This is a genomic window from Streptomyces sp. NPDC094143 (assembly GCF_040303825.1).
Taxonomy (GTDB): domain Bacteria; phylum Actinomycetota; class Actinomycetes; order Streptomycetales; family Streptomycetaceae; genus Streptomyces.
In genome coordinates this window covers 1-2,070 of the sequence record NZ_JBEOTZ010000114.1, presented here as the reverse complement: position 1 = coordinate 2,070, position 2,070 = coordinate 1, and the positions used below count along the sequence as shown (strand labels likewise).

The 2,070-nt window shown below is 65.5% G+C and carries 2 protein-coding genes; both read left to right on the top strand.

Annotated elements, in window-relative coordinates; all coding sequences use genetic code 11:
• On the top strand, positions 1–911 hold a 911-nt coding region (locus ABTZ58_RS39995), incomplete at its 5' end, for an ISAs1 family transposase (RefSeq protein WP_351368419.1).
• Between the two features lie 345 nt (positions 912–1,256).
• Positions 1,257–1,646, top strand: coding sequence for a hypothetical protein (locus ABTZ58_RS39990; protein ID WP_351368416.1), 390 nt, complete (start codon positions 1,257–1,259; stop codon positions 1,644–1,646).
• Positions 1,647–2,070 lie beyond the last annotated feature (424 nt).

Genomic DNA, 2,070 nt, shown 5'->3' with positions numbered 1-2,070 from the left:
CCGTACCGCATCCGGCCACCATCCGTCGTCTGCTCCAACGCATCGACGGCGACGCGCTCGACGCGGCGATCGGCGCTTACCTGCGGGCCAGAACAACACCACCGCAACCGTCCGAACCGCCTTCGAAGCCCGCGCTGCGGGCGATCTCGGTCGACGGCAAGACCGTCCGCGGCTCCCGCACCCGCACCACAACCGCGATCCAGCTGCTGGCCGCGATGGACCACCACGGCGTGGTCCTGGCCCAGCGGCAGATCGCCTCCAAGAGCAACGAGATCCCTGCCTTCCAGCCCCTACTGGACGTCATCGACCTCACCGGCAGCGTGCTGACCGGCGACGCCCTGCACACCCAACACGGCCACGGCGCCTACCTCCGCAAGCGGGGCGCCCACTACCTGGCCATCGTCAAGAAGAACCATCCCGGCCTATACGCCCAGGTCAGGAAGCTTCCCTGGGCCGAGATCCCACTCGACCACCACACCCGCGACAAGGCCCACCACCGCGACGAGATCCGTCGGCTCAAGGTCGCCGCGTTCCGCCACCTCGACTATCCCGGCGCCCTCCAGGCCCTCCAAGTCGTGCGCTGGCGCCGCGACCTGAGCACCGGGAAGCTGACGATCGAGCGCGTCTACCTGATCACCAGCCTGGACGTCTACGACGCTACCCCGGCTGAGCTCGCCGCCTGGATCAGAGGCCACTGGGGCATCGAAAACCTCCTGCACCACGTGCGGGACCGCACCTTCCGCGAGGACGACTCCAAGGTCCGCACCGGCGCCCTGCCCCGCACCATGGCGAGCCTGCGCAACCTCGCCATCAGCGTCTTCCGCCAGAACGGCAAGACCAACATTGCCGCCGCCCTCCGCCACACCAGCCGCGACTACACCCGGCCCCTACGAGCCCTCGGCCTCACCTGATGAACCCGGACAGATCTCGATCACGCAATGGCCCTGGGGTTACATCGGCGTGCGCGCCCGCGACCAAGAGGCAAAAGACCCCTCGACAGGAAACAGTGAAGGACGCGGAGCGCTTCCATGACGGGCTGAAAACGTTCATGGCAACACGGGCGTGTGGGGAATATGGCGATGCTTGCGGGGTGGCAAAGGTCGTTATCTAGCGGCGCTTCGGCAGGGAGCGTGAGGAATAGGCCGATAATCGCATATGTAATTACCAGCCCCATTCCACCCTTTTGGGTGATTCACAGTGACTACGGATGGAATCTAGCGTGGAGGTATCTACCCCCCACCAATGAAGGAGAAAGCATGCGTAAGGCATGCGCTTTCGCAGCAGCGACCGGTGCTGTCGTCGCTGCTCTCGCCGCGCCGGCTTCCGCAGCAGGAACGCCCGACGCTGTCACCCCCGAATGCCGAGCGGGCAAGGTCGTCATCAGCTACGAAGGGCACCCGCAGAGCGACAAGGACTGGTACGGCCTGTACAACGCGAAGCCGAACAACGCCAACTGGCGGGACGGCCTGGTCAACTACACCTCCGGCGACGACCAGTCCGGCGAGTGGCAGTGGGCGAGCACGGGTGACAGGTACTACACCACCGCCCAGAGCGGAAACAGCCTGCGTACGGTCTACTGGACCTGGAACGGCAGCGAGTACGAGTGGGTCAGCGACACCGAGCCCGTACAGCTGTACTGCAAGTAAGTCCTGAGAAGGGCTGCTGACTCTCCTATTGGCGAGCACCCGCGGCGCGTATCTTTGCCCGGGCCGTCGTGAACGGACCGCATCGCGGGATGCACATCACTAAGGGTCCCAGGGTAATGCTCCCTGGGGCCCTGGGCGTGGAGCCCGATTTCCGACGAGAGACATATCAGCAGGCCGGAATGAAATCGCGCCGTCTGCCCTCGCTGTTTCGTGATGGCCCGCCGGTTGACTGGCGGGCCGTTCGGTCGTTTCGGCTATTGCCTGCTCTGCTGCGCAGGCAGGGCCATTGCGTGATCGAGATCTGTCCGGGTTCGTCAGGTGAGGCCGAGGGCTCGTAGGGGCCGGGTGTAGTCGCGGCTGGTGTGGCGGAGGGCGGCGGCGATGTTGGTCTTGCCGTTCTGGCGGAAGACGGATGCGGTACGGC